Annotated in this window: 17 protein-coding genes; all 17 read left to right on the top strand. The window is 69.5% G+C overall.

Features of this window, described 5'->3' with window-relative positions; genetic code table 11:
- Positions 1-12 precede the first annotated feature (12 nt).
- The 17 genes from KGD83_RS09060 (at position 13) to KGD83_RS09140 (ending at position 13,839) form a co-directional block, all read left to right on the top strand.
- Positions 13-657: an SAF domain-containing protein gene (locus KGD83_RS09060; RefSeq protein WP_249352235.1), complete on the top strand. Its 645-nt coding sequence runs from the start codon at positions 13-15 to the stop codon at positions 655-657.
- Positions 657-1,415 carry a hypothetical protein gene (locus KGD83_RS09065; RefSeq protein ID WP_212643383.1) on the top strand — a complete coding sequence of 253 codons (759 nt, stop codon included), beginning with the start codon at positions 657-659 and terminating at the stop codon, positions 1,413-1,415. Before KGD83_RS09060 ends, KGD83_RS09065 begins: the two co-directional genes overlap by 1 nt.
- Complete coding sequence (locus tag KGD83_RS09070) at positions 1,412-2,719, top strand: CpaF family protein (protein WP_212643384.1); 1,308 nt, start codon at positions 1,412-1,414, stop codon at positions 2,717-2,719. Before KGD83_RS09065 ends, KGD83_RS09070 begins: the two co-directional genes overlap by 4 nt.
- Positions 2,716-3,579, top strand: coding sequence for a type II secretion system F family protein (locus tag KGD83_RS09075; RefSeq protein ID WP_212643385.1), 864 nt, complete (start codon positions 2,716-2,718; stop codon positions 3,577-3,579). Before KGD83_RS09070 ends, KGD83_RS09075 begins: the two co-directional genes overlap by 4 nt.
- Complete coding sequence (locus KGD83_RS09080) at positions 3,576-4,475, top strand: type II secretion system F family protein (protein ID WP_212643386.1); 900 nt, start codon at positions 3,576-3,578, stop codon at positions 4,473-4,475. Before KGD83_RS09075 ends, KGD83_RS09080 begins: the two co-directional genes overlap by 4 nt.
- A 19-nt stretch (positions 4,476-4,494) precedes the next feature.
- Positions 4,495-4,662 carry a hypothetical protein gene (locus tag KGD83_RS09085; RefSeq protein WP_190394705.1) on the top strand — a complete coding sequence of 56 codons (168 nt, stop codon included), beginning with the start codon at positions 4,495-4,497 and terminating at the stop codon, positions 4,660-4,662.
- 5 nt (positions 4,663-4,667) lie between these two features.
- Positions 4,668-5,075: a pilus assembly protein gene (locus KGD83_RS09090; RefSeq protein ID WP_212643387.1), complete on the top strand. Its 408-nt coding sequence runs from the start codon at positions 4,668-4,670 to the stop codon at positions 5,073-5,075.
- Positions 5,072-5,494: a TadE/TadG family type IV pilus assembly protein gene (locus tag KGD83_RS09095; RefSeq protein WP_212643388.1), complete on the top strand. Its 423-nt coding sequence runs from the start codon at positions 5,072-5,074 to the stop codon at positions 5,492-5,494. Before KGD83_RS09090 ends, KGD83_RS09095 begins: the two co-directional genes overlap by 4 nt.
- Positions 5,491-5,901 (top strand): pilus assembly protein TadG-related protein, encoded by a 411-nt coding sequence (locus tag KGD83_RS09100; protein ID WP_212643389.1) that lies wholly within the window; start codon positions 5,491-5,493, stop codon positions 5,899-5,901. The genes KGD83_RS09095 and KGD83_RS09100 overlap by 4 nt, the downstream gene beginning before the upstream one ends.
- Positions 5,902-5,908: 7 nt before the next feature.
- Positions 5,909-8,368 carry an OmpA family protein gene (locus tag KGD83_RS09105; protein ID WP_212643390.1) on the top strand — a complete coding sequence of 820 codons (2,460 nt, stop codon included), beginning with the start codon at positions 5,909-5,911 and terminating at the stop codon, positions 8,366-8,368.
- An 877-nt stretch (positions 8,369-9,245) separates the two neighbouring features.
- Positions 9,246-9,602 (top strand): hypothetical protein, encoded by a 357-nt coding sequence (locus KGD83_RS09110; protein WP_212643391.1) that lies wholly within the window; start codon positions 9,246-9,248, stop codon positions 9,600-9,602.
- A gap of 101 nt (positions 9,603-9,703) precedes the next feature.
- A complete protein-coding gene (locus KGD83_RS09115; protein WP_212643392.1) occupies positions 9,704-10,933 on the top strand; it encodes a DNA polymerase III subunit beta in 1,230 nt (409 codons plus the stop codon).
- Between the two features lie 164 nt (positions 10,934-11,097).
- A complete protein-coding gene (locus KGD83_RS09120; RefSeq protein WP_249352237.1) occupies positions 11,098-11,970 on the top strand; it encodes an ArdC-like ssDNA-binding domain-containing protein in 873 nt (290 codons plus the stop codon).
- 53 nt (positions 11,971-12,023) lie between these two features.
- Positions 12,024-12,359 carry a hypothetical protein gene (locus tag KGD83_RS09125; RefSeq protein ID WP_212643393.1) on the top strand — a complete coding sequence of 112 codons (336 nt, stop codon included), beginning with the start codon at positions 12,024-12,026 and terminating at the stop codon, positions 12,357-12,359.
- A gap of 56 nt (positions 12,360-12,415) precedes the next feature.
- Positions 12,416-12,946, top strand: coding sequence for a hypothetical protein (locus tag KGD83_RS09130; protein WP_212643394.1), 531 nt, complete (start codon positions 12,416-12,418; stop codon positions 12,944-12,946).
- Positions 12,947-13,075: 129 nt separating this feature from the next.
- The gene (locus tag KGD83_RS09135; protein WP_212643395.1) at positions 13,076-13,273 is read left to right on the top strand and encodes a hypothetical protein; all 198 of its coding nucleotides are present in this window, start codon (positions 13,076-13,078) and stop codon (positions 13,271-13,273) included.
- Positions 13,270-13,839 carry a hypothetical protein gene (locus tag KGD83_RS09140; protein ID WP_212643396.1) on the top strand — a complete coding sequence of 190 codons (570 nt, stop codon included), beginning with the start codon at positions 13,270-13,272 and terminating at the stop codon, positions 13,837-13,839. Before KGD83_RS09135 ends, KGD83_RS09140 begins: the two co-directional genes overlap by 4 nt.
- The last annotated feature ends 115 nt before the right edge of the window (positions 13,840-13,954 follow it).

The raw sequence follows: 13,954 nt of genomic DNA on the forward strand, positions 1-13,954 counted from the left end.
AAGGCGAACACCATGGTGACCACAGCCGACACCCGAACCAACGGCAGGGACAAGGACGATCCGGTTCGTCTGTCGGGCCGGGCTACTCGTCGCTGGCGGTCAGCGGTGGTCGCGGTGGCGCTCATGGTGGCCGGGGCGAGTGCGGTGGTGGTCGCGCTCAGCCAGGTGGACCAGCGCTCCCCGGTGCTGGTGGCGGCCGGTGACCTTCCGGCCGGGCACGTGGTCACCGCCGCCGACGTGCGGGTGGTCGAACTGGCCGGGGCCGAGAGCCTGCCGACGGCCTCCGACGTCGAGCAGGTGGTCGGTACCACGCTCACCCTTGCGGTCACCGAGGGCGCTCTGCTGTCGGATGCGGTTCTGGGCGCGGACGGAGAGCAGTTGGCCTCCGGGCAGGCCACGGCCAGCGTTCAACTCGCTTCGGGGCGGGTGCCCTCCTCGGTACGGACGGGGTCGCAGGTGACGGTGGTCCTCACGGGGGAGAGCAGCGATACCGCGTCCTTTCCCGCGCAGGTGCAGAGCCTCACCCCGCTGACCGAGGAGGTGGGCGGTGAGGTGCACGTGGACCTGGTGGTGGACGGCACCTACGCCGCCCAGCTCGCCCGGGCTGCCGCCGAGGATGAGGTCTCCCTGGTGCAGACCCCGCCTGGAGGCGACTGATGCTGGTCGCGGTGTTCTCCCTGTCTGGTGCTCCCGGTGTCACCACGTTGGCGCTCGCGCTGGCCAGCACCTGGCCCGCCCCTGATCCGGTGTGGATGGTGGAGGCGGACGCCTCCGGCGGTGACGTCGCCGCGTGGTGGCGCCTTCCGGTCTGGCCCGGTCTGGTGGACCTGGCGGCGGCCAACCGCAGCGGCCAGGACCACGAGAGGATCGACACCGCGGCGGTCTCCCAGGTGCTGCCGGGCGGTGTGCGGGTGTGCGTGGCACCCTCCACAGCCGACCGCACCGCCGGAGCGGTCGGTCTGCTGGCCCAGAATCCCAAGGCCCTCAAAGGCGATCACGTGACGGTCGTGGACCTGGGCCGGGTGTTGCCGGAGGCGACACCTGCGGCCTTCCTGGAGGCGGCGGACGCGGCGGTGCTGGTGGTCCCGGGCGATGTCGCGCACCTGAAACGTGCCAAGGAGTCCGCGGCGGGCCTGCGCACCCGCTGCCCCCGCCTGGGGCTGGCTGTGGTCGATCCATCCCGGGGCAGCGCGGAGATCAGCGCGGCGGTGGGACTGCCCGTATGGGCGAAGGTGCCGCAGGACGCGCGCACCGCCGCCTTCCTCAGCGGGCGGGGTGAGGTGGCGCGCCTGGACCGGCGCCCTCTCATCAGACAGGCGCGCGCTCTCGGCCGCGCCCTCACAGAGCAGACACAACCGGCCGGTACGGAACGGGTGGATCCGACGGTGGCGCGATTCCTCGGGCAGGTGCCATGAGCGACGAGACGACGGCCTCCCACGTACGCCAGGTCACCGTGGAAGCGACCCGGCGCCTGAGCGCGCACGCCGCGGACACCGATCCGGTCGCGGGGCAGGAGTACCGGGCTCTGGCCCGCAGGGTCATCCGCCAGGTGCTGGATGAGAGGGCCAGCCGTGCGCTGGCCTTCGGACAGCCGGTGCTGGACGGCGACGCTGAGGAGGCCATCGCCCGGCAGGTGTTGGCGCGGGTGTGCGGGCTCGGCCCCTTGGAGGCCCTGCTGGAGGACGCCGAGATCGAGAACGTCAACCTCACCGGAACCCGGGTGTGGGTGCGCTACGCAGACGGACGGCGTGAGCGGCTTCCCGCGATCGTGGACGGCCCCGAGGAACTGGTGGCCCTGGTACGGCGGATCGCCGCCGACTCCCCGATGGGGGAGCGGCGCTTCGACCCGGCCGCTCCCATCCTGGACATGGCCCTGGCCGACGGCTCCCGGCTCAACGCCATCCTCGACGTCTCCCACCAGCCCGCCGTCTCCATCCGCCGCCACCGCTACCACACCACCGGCCTGGGCCAGCTGCGACGGTTGGACACCCTCGACCAGACCCTGGTCGACCTGCTGCGCGCTGCGGTGCGCTCGCGGCGCAACATCGTCATCACCGGCGGCACCGGCGCGGGCAAGACCACCCTGCTACGGGCCCTGGCCACGGAGATCCCGCCCCAGGAGCGGGTGGTGACCATCGAGGACGTGCCCGAACTCGCCCTGGAACGCGACGAGACCGCCCACCCGGACGCCGTCGCCCTGCACGCCCGCCCGCCCAACACCGAGGGCCGGGGCGAGGTCACCGTCGCCGACCTGGTCCGCGCCGCGCTGCGGATGTCCCCCGATCGCGTCATCGTCGGCGAGACCCGCGGCAGCGAGACCGTGCCGCTGCTGACCGCCATGTCCCAGGGCAACGACGGCTCCCTGACCACCCTGCACGCCGCCTCCAGCGCAGGGGCGTTCACCAAGCTCGGCGCGTACGCGGCCCTTTCGGACCGGCTTCCGCTGGAGGCGACCTCTCTGCTGGTCGCGGCGGCGGTGCACCTGGTGGTGCACCTGTCCGCCACCCCGACGGGAGGGCGGCGCGTCACCAGCGTCCGTGAGGTGGTCGGCGCGGACGGCACCCAGGTGGTCTCCAACGAGATCTACCGCCACGAGCACGGCCAGAGAGCACCCGCCGCGCCACCGAGCCCGGACACAGCCCGGGCGCTGCACTCCGAAGGGTTCGACGTGGCCCGGCTCATGGCCGCCCCGAACACCGTGAACGGACACCGACGATGACCGCGGCACTGGTCCTCGGGGGAGCGGGCGGTCTGCTGCTGGGAGCCGGGGCCTGGCTGCTGCTCACCGGCGTGCAGCACCTTCCCCGGAACGCAGGTGCACGTGTGCGACGGACACCGATGCCCCGCGCCCGGGTGCTCCGGGCGGCTTCCACCGTGGCGGGCGGAGTCCTGATCGCCCTCCTCACCGGGTGGCCGGTCGCGGGGCTCCTGGCGGCGGCCGGGATGTGGTGGCTGCCGCGCCTGCTGGGCCCCGACCGCGAGCACGCCAGCAGTGTCGCCCAGGTGGACGCGGTCGCCGGATGGGCCGAACAGATCCGCGACCTCATGGCCGGAGCGGCGGGCCTGCACCAGGCCATCGCCCACACCGTCCCCACCGCTCCCGAGCCGATCCGTGCCGACGTCGCCCATCTGGCCGAACAACTCCAACGGGGGACACCGCCCGAGGAAGCGCTGCGGGAGTTCGCCGTTCGGGTGCAGGTGCCCACCGCGGATCTGGTGGTGGCCGCGCTGTCCAGCGTGGCCAGCCGCCACGCTGCCGATCTGGGCGCGCTGCTGTCCAGCCTGGCCCAAGCCGCCCGGGAACAGGCCGCGATGCTGGTGCGCATCGCCGCGACCCGGGCACGGGTGCGCACCTCCGCGCGGATCATCGCCGCCACCACCCTGGCTTTGGCGGTGGGCCTGGCTCTGGTCAACGCCGACTATCTCGCCCCCTACAACACCGGCATCGGCCAGCTCGTCCTGGCGGGCATCGGTGCACTGTGGGCGGTGGGCCTGGTGTGGCTCGCCCGCCTGACCCGCACCAGCTTGGGCCCCCGGGTGCTGGCCCGTGAGAAGGCAGAGCCGGAGGTGGTCTCGTGAACACCTTCCTCCTTGCCGTCGCCGGCGGGTGCATGCTCGCCGCAGGGCTGTGGTTCGCGTTGCTGCCCCGCCTATCCCGGCCCTCCCTGGCCGAACTCCTCCAAGAGCCCACGACCGCGGTCTCCGAGCCCGCAACCGAGTCCGCCGAACGCCCCGGATGGTCGAGCAGACTCGGCTCCCCCGGAGTTCCCCTGCTGTCCGCCCTGGGCCTACCGACCCAGCGCACACGCCGCCGTCTGGCCGCCTGCGACCGGGACGTGCCCGGCTACCTCTCCCAGAAAGCCGCCATGGCGGCGCTCACCCTGGTCGCTCCTCCTGTGATCGGCACCGTCCTGACCGCTCTGGGACTGGCGTTTTCACCGGTGTTCGGCGCTCTCGTCTGGGTCGTATTCGCCGCGGTGCTGTGGATGGCTCCCGACCTGGAGGTACGCGACCAGGCGAGGGAGCGCTCCGAACAGATGCGCCACACCATCGCCGCGGTCTGCGACCTGGTCGTCATCTCCCTGGCCGGAGGCGCCGGAGTCACCGGAGCCCTGGACGACGCCACCCGGGCCAGCGACACCTGGGCCATGCGCCGCATCCGCACCGCCCTGTACACCGCCACCATCCGACACGAACCCGCCTGGACGGCCCTGGAAGAGCTGGGGGAGCGCTACGACGTTCCCGCCGCCACCGAGCTGGCCGCGAGCCTGCGCCTGGCCGGAGCCGACGGCGCCCGGGTCCGCGCCAGCCTCGCCGCCAAGGCCACGTCCCTGCGTACGCAACACCTGGCCGAACTGGAAGCACAAGCCCAGTCGGCCACCGAACGCATGAGCTTGCCGACCGTGCTCCTGTTCGCGGGCTTTCTGATCCTCATCGGCTATCCCGCCCTGCACCTGATCCTCACCAGCCTGTGAAAGCGCATCGGAGGAGACGATGTTTCCCTTCCTCAACCGACCCGATCGTCCCCGCCCACACGCCGATGACGGCTACTCCACCGAAGCCGTCGCCGTGATCGCCACCCTGGTCATCCTCGCCGTCGGAGCCCTGGCCCTGATCTCCGACGCCGTCCTGGGATGGGCCGGATCCATCACCCTCGGATAGCCCCGATGCGCGGCCTCACCCCGTCCTCTGCCGATCCCGACCGGGACCGCGGCAGCACCGAGCTGGTCGTGGCCACCCCGCTCATGCTCCTGCTGCTGGTGCTCGTGGTCCAGATCGGCCTGTGGGCGCACGCCGCCCACATCTCCCAGACCATCGCCCAACACGGCCAGGCCGCGGCCCGGGCGGTGGAGGCCACCGAAACCGACGGGCACACCCGCGCCACCGAGGTCGCGACCCAACTGCGCGGCGACCTCCTCCACGGCCTGGACATCACCGTGGAACGCACCGACACCACCGCCACGGTCCAGGTGTCCGCGCACGTGCCCACGATGATCCCCGGCCTGGACTGGCCCGTGAACGCCACGGTCTCCGGACCCGTGGAACACCACACCCCCGGGACAGGCCCACCATGAACCGCCACGACAACGCAGCAGACCGCGGGTCGGCGTCGGCGGAGCTGGCGCTGCTCACCCCCGTTCTCATCCTGATCGCGATGCTGGTGCTGCTCGCCCACCGGCTGGTGAGCGCGGGCATGGCCGCCGACGCCGCAGCACACGCCGCCGCCCGAGCCGCCACCCTGGAACGCACCCCCGCCGCCGCCCACACAGCGGCCGAAACCGCAGCCACCCAAGCGGTGCGTACGCACTCTCTGAGCTGCGCCACCCACGACCTGACCGTGGACACCGGCGGACTCACCCCCGGCGCGACCGTGGACGTGACCCTGACCTGCCACGCGAACCTGTCCGACCTGGTCGGCCTGCACCTGCCCGGCACACGCACCATCGAGGGCACCGCCTCCTCGGTGGTCGACACTTACCGGAGCACACCATGAGACGCCCCACCCTCCGCGACGACCGCGGGCAGGCCACCGCGTTCCTGGTCATCATGGCCACCGCCCTCCTGCTGCTGGTCGCCCTCGTCTTCGACGTCGGCGCAGCCCTCAGGGAGCGCAACCACAACCTCCAGCTCGCCCAAGAAGCCGCCCGCGCCGGTGCCCAGCAGATCGACCTGGCCGCCTACCGGGCCGACGGCACCGTGACCCTGGACCCCACCGCCGCGACCACGGCCGCGAACGCCTTCCTCGCCGACGCCGGAGTGCGGGGCACCGCGACAGTCAACGGCGACGTGGTCACCGTCACCGCCCAGAGCACCTACACCTTCCGCCTGCTCCCGCTCGCCGCGCGCACCGCATCCGCAACAGCGAGCGCCACACCGCTCACCGAACCCACCACGCCCTGAGGCACCCATGACACACCCACGCCTTCGCCAGCTCGCCGCACTCGCCACCACCCTCGCCCTCCTGGCCGGACTTCCGTGGCTGGCCACGCTCCTGACCTGGCCCGTCCTCGACCTGTCCTGGACCAGCGTGCAGGTGCACCTGCGCAGCGCACGCCTGCCCCAGGGTGTGGGCGCCGCCCTGCTGATCCTGGCCCTGTGGGGACTGTGGAGCCTGTACCTGGCAGTCGTGATCACCGAAGCGATAGGGCGCTTTCGCCACCGCCCGCCCCGGCTCCGGCTGCTACGCCCCTTGCAGATGCTCGCCGCCACCACCCTGGGCACCATCGCCGTGTACCCGGCCGCCGCCCACGCCGCAGCTCCGGCCACCACGGTTTCCGAAGCCCCCGCCGAACCCGTAGCCGAGGACCTGGCCGGAACGGAGGCGGACCAGCGGGACGTCGAGGAGCCGGTGCTCATCGACCGCTCCCGCACCATCGACTCCTTCGGCTACGACTCCGCCGAGCTGAACGAGCCGATGCGCCAAGACGTACAGGCCATCGCCCAACTCATCGACCAGCACGGATCTGAGGAGATCCCCGTGGTGGTGACCGGCCACACCGACGCCGCAGGCGATGCCGCCTACAACCTCGACCTGTCCCAGCGACGCGCGGAAACGGTCGCGGAGCAGCTGCGTACGCACCTGGGCGAAGAGATCACCGTGCGCGCCGAAGGAGAAGGAGACCGAGCACTCATCGACTCAGCCGATGACGCCGAGCAACGCCGCGTAGAGATCTCCTACAGCGTGCTCCTCACCCCGCCCCCAGCACCGGACACCCCGCCAGCACACCACGATCCGGAAAACGAGGACGCTCCCGAGGAGACCTCCACTCCCGCGGTCGGACTCTCCCTGCCCGGCGGCCTCATCCTGGCCATGACCACCGGAACCGCTGGGGTGGTGGCCGGCATGGCCCTCGAACGCCGCCGCGGCCAACCACAGCACTCCAGCGACGCGTACGAAGCCTCCACCGACGCGCACGACCAAGCCGAAGCCGCACACCACACCGCCGAGGCACCCCTGTCGCCAAGCGCACCGATCGACACCGACGAGGACGCGGAAGACGAGCGTCCCGAACTGGCGATGATCGACCTGGCCCGCGCACCCGGGCTCGGCATCACCGGCCCCGGCGCCGAGGGCGCTGCTCGCACGCTCCTGACCCGCGCCCTGGACCACAGCGAGAGCGCCCTCACCGTCGTCGTGCCCAACAGTGACCTGCACGCTCTGCTGGACGAAACACGGCGCCTACCCCAGCTCGACGAGGACGCCTCCATCATGGTGACCGACGGTGTTGAGGACGCCCTGACACTGCTGCAGCTCCAAGTACTCGCCCGGCACCGCGCCGCCGACGAACACGACGACACAGAAGACCAGGACGCCGCACCCCCCGGCGGACCGCAGTTCGTGCTGCTGGCCCGCGCGGACGCAGGCGTGGCCACGGAAGTCACCTCCCTGCTCGCCCACACCCCGAACGCACCCCTCCACGCGATCCTGCTCGGCCCCTGGCCCCAGGACGACGGCCCGACCATGAGCATCGACGCCCACGGCGTCATCACCACAGCCGATGCCCCCTTCGCTGAAGCGGTGGGCCACCACTGGGCCACCACCACCTCATCCGAGCTGTATCGGGCCCTGCTCACCCGCCACGACACACCGATCGAAGACACCAAGGACACAGAAGACGCTGACGCGGCAGACGAGACCGAAGAGCCCGAACCGGAACCCGAGCCCGGTGTGGAAGCCTCTACATCCCACCAGGCAGAGGCGTCCGCAGGCGCGGTGTCCGTCACCGTGCTCGGCCGCATCACCCTGGCCGTCCACGGCCACCAGGTCCGCCCGCATCGCCGAGCCGCATACGAGGTCCTGAGCTACCTGGCCGCCCACCCAGCGGGGGTGAGGCTGGAGGCCGCGGTCGACGCGATGTGGCCCCAGGACACCGGACACCGCGCCATCAGGCGCTGGCACGACGCCTGCACCTCCGTGCGCACCGCCTGCCGTCCTCTCCTGGGCGAGGACGCGACCGCGGTCATCATCCACGACGGCGACCTCTACCGACTCAACCCCGACCTGGTGGTGTGCGATCTGTGGCGGGTGGAACAGCTTCTGGACGACGCCGACGGTGAGGATGCAGCGGTACTCGCGACCAGCGCTGCGGCCCTGGCGGACGGAGACTTCGCTGAACAGGCCGACTACCTGTGGGCCGAGGCAATCCGGGAAAGAATCCGAAACCGCCTTGTCGAAGCACTGACTGAATGCTCCAAGGAAGTAGAAACACGCCGGTCGATCTCCATGCTCAACAGGGCGATCAAGATCGACCCCGCTTCCTTTGATGCCACCCAGGAGCTAGCCAGGCGGTACGATGAAAAGGGCGACTCCGCATCCGCCGCGCGCGTGCGAAAAAACCACGAGATCAAGCTCCAGGGTGCAGAGTAGGGACATTGCCCCGGCCCTGTCTCTCTTTGATGGCGTTTTCTTTTCTCTGTTTGGACTCCTTCGCCTTGTCCTTTTGCTTTCCTCTTTCCCGACTAGCCCTCAGGGCGGCCATGAACCCCGCCCCACCCCCAGCCCTCCTGGATGGCTACCCCTTGCGTAAGAGTAACCGCAGGTCGGCGGGTGCATGAGGGGCGTCGGCGCTTCACCCGACTGGTGCCGCGTGCGGCTTCAGAAAATTCTACGGGTGGATGATGGCGTGATTTCTCTCGTTGTATTTATCGCTATCTTTGCTCCTTGACCCCTTTCTTTCTATCCTTTGTAAGTCTTTATTTTGTCTTGCTCATTTCTTCTTTGTGGCTTCTTGTCTGTGTGTGGTTTTCCCTGTCTCCGTGGGGGCTTGTGGCGCTGAATTAATTGCCGAGTTCGGGTTTATTGAGTTGGCCATTGTGGGTATATCTAGTAGTGACTAGCAGAGGAGATCAACACAATGGCTATTGCTTCCATTCGCCATGATGTCGGAGGGCCGTTCGGGCTGCTGCGCTCCCGCTCTCCGTTCCATTCGTACGGTGCCATGCGCGCCCATGCGTACGCTCCCCGGGGAACGGGTCGCTTGCCCGCAGAATGGGTGGACGTCTACCGTTCCGACTGCGAAAACCCCGGAATCTCGTACGTCGTGTACTCCTATCAGACCCCTATCGCCTGGTTGCGTAACGACGGGCGCACGGTGATTCCCGACGTTGGATATTCGGTCACCACCACGCGACACCAGGGTCTGTGTCGAGTGTGGCTCTAGGCCGGTTGTCCGGCAGCGCGCGCCGTGTCCTGTGCGTGCTGCCCACTGCCGACCTAGCAAAAGCCAACGAAAGGAGCCACGAAAATGCGTGTCCTCTACGTCGGATTCTTCCATGGCGGCCCCTATCACCCGTTCGGTGACGTCGGCAGCGAAGGGGAAGCGTTCACCTCGCGCGCGGACGCGGGGCGCAAGCTGAGGCAGCGCGTCACCGGTTCCGGCATCTGCGACGTGTCCTATCCGACCCTGAGCGAAGACGAAACGGTGTCCACACGTTCGGCGGACAGCGGAAAAACCCTGTTCGCGCACGTTCCCGAAGACGCCTATATCGACTTGTACAGCGTCGTTCCCTCCGACCGGAAGGGATGGGGCTACATCGCTCCCGAACCGGAAGTTCGGATCACGCTCGGTCCGCGCTTCGGGATGCTCTGCGAGCCGTTCTGATTCTGGCCGTGACGGTGGGCCGCAGCACGTTTGTCCTGTGGCCTGTCACCGGGGCCAAGAATCCTCGGACCACACACCCGATTCGTTTCCTGGGAGGAAACATGACCTCGGTTCTGGAAAGGACACACACCACCGACACCACGCGCACCATGACCGGTGTGTTCACCACCACGCGCGCCACCCTGGTAGACGCGTTGGCCACGGTGGGCGTCGCTGTCACCACGCGTCCGTCCGTGCCCGTTCTGGCCGGTGCGCTGCTCGAAAGCGACGGCAGTGACCTGCTGGTTCGCGGATTCGACTACGACGCGGCAGTGACCGTGCGCATCCCCGACGCCGTGAACACGCCCGGGCGCGTGCTGGTCTCCCACCACGAACTGTCCAAGCTGGTCAACGCCATGACCAAGGGAATGCGCAAGCGCGACGCGGACCACCTGCCGGTGACCGTGCGCGTGCGCGACCGCCAGTTCGCCACGGTCGAACTGGCGGACAGCGCCATGCCCATGGAACTGCTGCCCGTGTCCGACTACCCGGACCTGCCCAAGCCCCCGCCCGTGTTCGCGCACGTGGACGGCCACCGGTTCGTCACCGAGTCCAAGCGGGTGCTGCGCGCCGTGGGACGCGACGACACCCTTCCCCTGATCACCGGCATGAAGATCGACGTCGCAGACAGCGGGCTCACACTGGCAGCGACCGACCGCTACCGGCTGGCGGTCGCACACGTGCGCGCGCACGTCGTCACCGACACCGCCCCCGACAACGGCGCGCTGATCGACGGTGCGCTGCTGGGCAAGATTCTGCCCAAGCTCGGAGAGGACATCCGACTCGGCAGCGGCCCCGGCCCGTTCGGTGACCTGGTCTCGATCGAAAGCGGCCCGGTGTCGGTGGTGGCGCGCCTGCACAACGACGGCGAGTTCGTCACGTACAAGGACATCCTGCCCACCACCACGCCCGGCACGGTGGTGGTCGACCGCGCCGAACTGGTGACCCAGACCGAGAGGGCCGCCGCTGTGCTCGCCGCCAAGGGGCACAAGAACAGCCCGGTCACGGTCACGGTGGCAGCGGGCTCGGTGCGGGTGTCCCCCTACCTGGGAGAGGGAGCGCAGCACGTGCGCACCCGCGCGCTGTCGGCGCGCACCAGCGGTGCCAGCGACCTCACGCTCGGACTCGACCACCACTTCTTCGCCGACGCGCTGAACACCTTCACCGGAGAGTCCGTCACCCTGCACCTCCAGGCACCGGACAGGCCGTGCGTGCTGACCGACAACCCCGACGGGTTGAGCGACCCCACGGCGTTTCGCCACCTGGTCATGCCCCGACGGCTGACCAGTTAGCCCGTGGTGCTGGTCGCTGCGCTGTACGCAGCGACCAGCACACACCACTGCCCGGACAGCGCTGGATCCGCTGGTGGCGCGCTCAACGACGCTCAGGGGCCGCAGACGCACCTGTGGCCGGTGACCGCAGTTGAGACACACCACGCACCCCGGAGAGGAGTCCCATGTCCCCCCGCAAGTCCAAGAAACTCACTCCAGAAGAACGGCGTCAGCGCCTGGCACAGGTGCAGGAACGGCTGAACACCGCCGTGGCCGACCTGGTCAGCAGCGACGGTTGGCGCGACATGCTCACCTCGCGTGCGTGGCTGCGTCGCTACTCGGTCAACAACCTGGTGCTGATCCTGTCCCAGCACCCCGGCGCGCGCGACGTGCGCGCGTTCGGAGCCTGGTTGAAAGCCGGTCGCCACGTGCGCCGGGGAGAACGCGGTATCCGTATCCTCGCCCCAGTCCGCTACCGCGTGACCGAGGAGAGCGACACCACCGAGACCGACGACACCGGAGCGCGCTACCAGGTGCGCGGCTTCACCGTCGAAACCGTCTTCGACGTCTCCCAGACCGACGGAGAACCGTTGCCGGATCCGGTCGACGTCGTACCCGTAGAACTCCGAGGCGCGGCTCCCGAAGACCTGTGGAACCAGGTGGCCGCCATGGTGACCACGCGCGGATACACGCTCGAACGGGGCGACTGCGGTGACGCCTACGGCTACGTCGACTACCACACCCGCACCGTGCGCGTACGCGACACCGTTGATCCCGCACAGGCGCTCAAGACCCTCACACACGAGTTGGCACACATCCTGTGCGACCACCACACCCGTACCGGTCTGACCCGCCAACGGCGCGAAGTCGAGGCCGAATCGGTGGCCTGCCTGGTCAGCACGGTCATGGGGCTGGACACCTTGGCCTACTCCGTGCCCTACGTCGCCGGGTGGGCCGAGAACACCGACGCGGCCCACACCTCTGCGGAACAGGTCATGGCCGTGGCAGACCAGATCACCGCACACCTGGTCGAACACGCCCGGCAGACCGTTTCCTGAACCCCGCCGACCGGGGCGCGCAGCGCGCCCCACGCACGGAAAGGAGAACGACCGTGGCTGTGCTGACCGTGGAAGTATTCGCGCTCGCACCCGACGCCACCACACCGCTGGACCAGAACCAGCAGTACGCCGTTCTGACGCGGTTCACCGACGCGATGACCGCACCCGCACCGTTCACGCGATGCGGTGCCGTCGTGGTCCTGAGCAGCGACGTCGACACCTACGACAGCGGCGCTCTGGTGAACGCCCTGTGCGTGGCCGCCTCCGGCGAAGAGGCCACCGACGCCTTGGCCGAACGGCTCGCCACGGCCATGACCGCCGACACCGAGTTCTTCGCCCGCTGGAAGTTGGCTGCGGGCCGAACCTCGGTGCTGTGCAGCGACAACTAGACCCCTCGGACCCGCCAACAGCGGGCTCCGGGCCACCCCACCCGAAGGGAGCACACATGATCACGCTGACGCACACCCAGATGCGGGTGCCCACCGACCGGATCCGCGTCACCAGCCTGAAGCAGGTCGACGTGGGCTGCGGCATCGCCTGGTCGGCCGTCCTGCGCGCCGATGGGAGCAAGCTCGGCACCATCGCCAACGAGGGCAACGGCGGAGCGACCCAGTTCCACCCTCAGACCCCCAAGGCCCGCGACGTCGTGGACATCTTCGTCTCCGCCTGCCGCGACCACAACGGCGAGCCCATGAACGAGGAGTTCGTCTTGGACGACCTCGCCAACGAGTACGAGTTCGCACGTGACGTCGCTACGGCGGAGCGCGCGCGTGAGTACCTGGTGCGCTACTTCACCCGCATCGACGTCCCCGGCATGATCCGCTTCGCCCTGACGCACACCGCGCCGCCCGACTACGACGGCGCACGTCGCGCCATCGGCCGACTGACGCTGCCCAAGGAAGCGGTGCGCGCCGAACTGTGGATGGGCGACCGGGGATGGGTCGAGTTCCACCGCACCGAGGAAGCCGACGACTAGCACCCCGCACGGGCTCACAGTGAGGCACCACCCCACCAGATGAGCCGGGGCTGACCTGTAGGCGCAGGTCAGCCCCCACCGCACCACCGACAACCAACGACACCACATCGCTGAACGAGGAGATACGGCATGTCCAGCCTATCCAGCGCGCCCACGGTGGGCGCCTCCGTGCAACCCGACACCCACCAGGTCATGGCGTGGCTGTGCCCCACCGGGCAGCTCGCCCACCTGGTGCCGCTGCCGCCCGACAGCGCTCGGCACCTGGCGAACCAGCTCAACACCGCAGCCGACATCGCCGACCAGCTGAGGAAGGGGACCGACTCGTGAGCACGCGCGGAGCCATCGCCCTGCCCAACACCACCGGCAAGGGCTGGTGGGGGCGCTACCACCACTTCGACTCCTACCCCACCGGACTCGGAGCCGAGCTGTTCCGGCTCTACCACGACACCTTCGACCGTGACCACGAAGCCATGGCGCAGGTGCTGGTCAAGGACCACCCCGCCGGATGGTCCACCCTGATCCGCTCCCACAGCTCCCGACCGTTCGAGCGCGGCCACTTCGAGCACACCGGATTCCGGAACCTGGACGACCCCGACCACGACCTCTACCCGCAGTGCTACTGCCACGGGCGGCGCGAGGAGACCGAACAGGTCCTCACCTGCCGGTGCCCCGTCGACCCCAAGAGGTGCGACCCGGTGTTCATCGAGTGGGCCTACGTCATCACCCCGGTCGGCCTGCTCGCCCTCACCTCCTGGCACCCCGACTCCGGGGCCGGACAGGCGTTCGTCCACCGGCCGATGGCGTTCGTGGACTGGGACCGCGAGACCGCACCGGACTGGAAGCGGGTGGAGCGGCGCGCCCACCTGATCGACGTCCCGAACCTGACCGTCTAGGGAACGCGCACCGAGCCCCGAGCACGACGAAGGGTTGGCCGGACTGCGTCCGGCCAACCCCCGGTCGTGACCTCTAAGTGACTAGCAGAGAGATCGACCGCTCCCACGGTAACGC

Origin of the sequence: Nocardiopsis akebiae (genome assembly GCF_018316795.1) — a bacterium.
GTDB classification, from domain to species: Bacteria; Actinomycetota; Actinomycetes; order Streptosporangiales; family Streptosporangiaceae; genus Nocardiopsis; species Nocardiopsis dassonvillei.

What these genes read in the sequence shown, in the direction of transcription:
- KGD83_RS09115 (WP_212643392.1), top strand. Translation starts at nt 9,704, where the DNA reads ATGACCTCGGTTCTGGAAAGGACACACACCACCGACACCACGCGCACC.
- KGD83_RS09120 (WP_249352237.1), top strand. Translation starts at nt 11,098, where the DNA reads ATGTCCCCCCGCAAGTCCAAGAAACTCACTCCAGAAGAACGGCGTCAG.
- KGD83_RS09135 (WP_212643395.1), top strand. Translation starts at nt 13,076, where the DNA reads ATGTCCAGCCTATCCAGCGCGCCCACGGTGGGCGCCTCCGTGCAACCC.
- KGD83_RS09110 (WP_212643391.1), top strand. Translation starts at nt 9,246, where the DNA reads ATGCGTGTCCTCTACGTCGGATTCTTCCATGGCGGCCCCTATCACCCG.
- KGD83_RS09105 (WP_212643390.1), top strand. Translation starts at nt 5,909, where the DNA reads ATGACACACCCACGCCTTCGCCAGCTCGCCGCACTCGCCACCACCCTC.
- KGD83_RS09065 (WP_212643383.1), top strand. Translation starts at nt 657, where the DNA reads ATGCTGGTCGCGGTGTTCTCCCTGTCTGGTGCTCCCGGTGTCACCACG.
- KGD83_RS09085 (WP_190394705.1), top strand. Translation starts at nt 4,495, where the DNA reads ATGTTTCCCTTCCTCAACCGACCCGATCGTCCCCGCCCACACGCCGAT.
- KGD83_RS09070 (WP_212643384.1), top strand. Translation starts at nt 1,412, where the DNA reads ATGAGCGACGAGACGACGGCCTCCCACGTACGCCAGGTCACCGTGGAA.
- KGD83_RS09130 (WP_212643394.1), top strand. Translation starts at nt 12,416, where the DNA reads ATGATCACGCTGACGCACACCCAGATGCGGGTGCCCACCGACCGGATC.
- KGD83_RS09100 (WP_212643389.1), top strand. Translation starts at nt 5,491, where the DNA reads ATGAGACGCCCCACCCTCCGCGACGACCGCGGGCAGGCCACCGCGTTC.
- KGD83_RS09095 (WP_212643388.1), top strand. Translation starts at nt 5,072, where the DNA reads ATGAACCGCCACGACAACGCAGCAGACCGCGGGTCGGCGTCGGCGGAG.
- KGD83_RS09060 (WP_249352235.1), top strand. Translation starts at nt 13, where the DNA reads ATGGTGACCACAGCCGACACCCGAACCAACGGCAGGGACAAGGACGAT.
- KGD83_RS09090 (WP_212643387.1), top strand. Translation starts at nt 4,668, where the DNA reads ATGCGCGGCCTCACCCCGTCCTCTGCCGATCCCGACCGGGACCGCGGC.
- KGD83_RS09075 (WP_212643385.1), top strand. Translation starts at nt 2,716, where the DNA reads ATGACCGCGGCACTGGTCCTCGGGGGAGCGGGCGGTCTGCTGCTGGGA.